This is a genomic window from Enterobacter cloacae complex sp. 2024EL-00214 (genome assembly GCF_043945575.1).
In the GTDB taxonomy this organism is placed as follows: domain Bacteria; phylum Pseudomonadota; class Gammaproteobacteria; order Enterobacterales; family Enterobacteriaceae; genus Enterobacter; species Enterobacter cloacae_P.
Genome location: NZ_JBIMRC010000049.1, coordinates 1 through 2,388 on the forward strand (window position 1 = coordinate 1; position 2,388 = coordinate 2,388).

Genomic DNA, 2,388 nt, shown 5'->3' on the forward strand with positions numbered 1-2,388 from the left:
CCTGGGGAGTACGGCCGCAAGGTTAAAACTCAAATGAATTGACGGGGGCCCGCACAAGCGGTGGAGCATGTGGTTTAATTCGATGCAACGCGAAGAACCTTACCTACTCTTGACATCCAGAGAACTTTCCAGAGATGGATTGGTGCCTTCGGGAACTCTGAGACAGGTGCTGCATGGCTGTCGTCAGCTCGTGTTGTGAAATGTTGGGTTAAGTCCCGCAACGAGCGCAACCCTTATCCTTTGTTGCCAGCGGTCCGGCCGGGAACTCAAAGGAGACTGCCAGTGATAAACTGGAGGAAGGTGGGGATGACGTCAAGTCATCATGGCCCTTACGAGTAGGGCTACACACGTGCTACAATGGCGCATACAAAGAGAAGCGACCTCGCGAGAGCAAGCGGACCTCATAAAGTGCGTCGTAGTCCGGATTGGAGTCTGCAACTCGACTCCATGAAGTCGGAATCGCTAGTAATCGTAGATCAGAATGCTACGGTGAATACGTTCCCGGGCCTTGTACACACCGCCCGTCACACCATGGGAGTGGGTTGCAAAAGAAGTAGGTAGCTTAACCTTCGGGAGGGCGCTTACCACTTTGTGATTCATGACTGGGGTGAAGTCGTAACAAGGTAACCGTAGGGGAACCTGCGGTTGGATCACCTCCTTACCTTAAAGAACCTGCCTTTGTAGTGCTCACACAGATTGTCTGATGAAATACAGCAGTAAAAATCTCTGCAGGCTTGTAGCTCAGGTGGTTAGAGCGCACCCCTGATAAGGGTGAGGTCGGTGGTTCAAGTCCACTCAGGCCTACCAAATTTTTGCTGATGCTGCGTTGCGGCGACACTCACATACTTAAGTATGCTTCGTGTCACCACGCCTTGCTTCAACAAAAATTACCGGTACAGAGATTGGCAAAACGATGGGGCTATAGCTCAGCTGGGAGAGCGCCTGCTTTGCACGCAGGAGGTCTGCGGTTCGATCCCGCATAGCTCCACCATCTTTTACTGCGAACACAAGAAAACTTCAGAGTGAACCTGAAAAGGTGCACTGCGAAGTTTTGCTCTTTAAAAATCTGGATCAAGCTGAAAATTGAAACGACACATCTTAAATGGTGTGTTCGAGTCTCTCAAATTTTCGCAAGTCGGTGATGAATCGAAAGAAACATCTTCGGGTTGTGAGGTTAAGCGACTAAGCGTACACGGTGGATGCCCTGGCAGTCAGAGGCGATGAAGGACGTGCTAATCTGCGAAAAGCGCCGGCGAGGTGATATGAACCTTTGACCCGGCGATGTCCGAATGGGGAAACCCAGTGTGATTCGTCACACTATCGTTAACTGAATACATAGGTTAACGAGGCGAACCGGGGGAACTGAAACATCTAAGTACCCCGAGGAAAAGAAATCAACCGAGATTCCCCCAGTAGCGGCGAGCGAACGGGGAGCAGCCCAGAGTCTGAATCAGCTTGTGTGTTAGTGGAACGGTCTGGAAAGTCCGGCGATACAGGGTGACAGCCCCGTACACGAAAATGCACAGGTTGTGAACTCGAAGAGTAGGGCGGGACACGTGGTATCCTGTCTGAATATGGGGGGACCATCCTCCAAGGCTAAATACTCCTGACTGACCGATAGTGAACCAGTACCGTGAGGGAAAGGCGAAAAGAACCCCGGCGAGGGGAGTGAAAAAGAACCTGAAACCGTGTACGTACAAGCAGTGGGAGCACCTTCGTGGTGTGACTGCGTACCTTTTGTATAATGGGTCAGCGACTTATATTCTGTAGCAAGGTTAACCGTATAGGGGAGCCGAAGGGAAACCGAGTCTTAACTGGGCGTTAAGTTGCAGGGTATAGACCCGAAACCCGGTGATCTAGCCATGGGCAGGTTGAAGGTTGGGTAACACTAACTGGAGGACCGAACCGACTAATGTTGAAAAATTAGCGGATGACTTGTGGCTGGGGGTGAAAGGCCAATCAAACCGGGAGATAGCTGGTTCTCCCCGAAAGCTATTTAGGTAGCGCCTCGTGAACTCATCTTCGGGGGTAGAGCACTGTTTCGGCTAGGGGGCCATCCCGGCTTACCAACCCGATGCAAACTACGAATACCGAAGAATGTTATCACGGGAGACACACGGCGGGTGCTAACGTCCGTCGTGAAGAGGGAAACAACCCAGACCGCCAGCTAAGGTCCCAAAGTCATGGTTAAGTGGGAAACGATGTGGGAAGGCACAGACAGCCAGGATGTTGGCTTAGAAGCAGCCATCATTTAAAGAAAGCGTAATAGCTCACTGGTCGAGTCGGCCTGCGCGGAAGATGTAACGGGGCTAAACCATGCACCGAAGCTGCGGCAGCGACGCTTATGCGTTGTTGGGTAGGGGAGCGTTCTGTAAGCCGTTGAAGGTG

2 tRNA genes and 2 rRNA genes are annotated in these 2,388 nt (G+C 51.8%); all 4 read left to right on the forward strand.

Annotated features, from left to right (window positions below):
* A 16S ribosomal RNA gene (locus ACHHZ6_RS24620) occupies positions 1 to 661 on the forward strand; the annotation flags it as partial.
* A 69-nt stretch (positions 662 to 730) separates the two neighbouring features.
* A tRNA-Ile gene (locus ACHHZ6_RS24625) sits at positions 731 to 807 on the forward strand.
* A 108-nt stretch (positions 808 to 915) separates the two neighbouring features.
* Positions 916 to 991, forward strand: a tRNA-Ala gene (locus ACHHZ6_RS24630).
* Between the two features lie 181 nt (positions 992 to 1,172).
* A 23S ribosomal RNA gene (locus tag ACHHZ6_RS24635) occupies positions 1,173 to 2,388 on the forward strand; the annotation flags it as partial.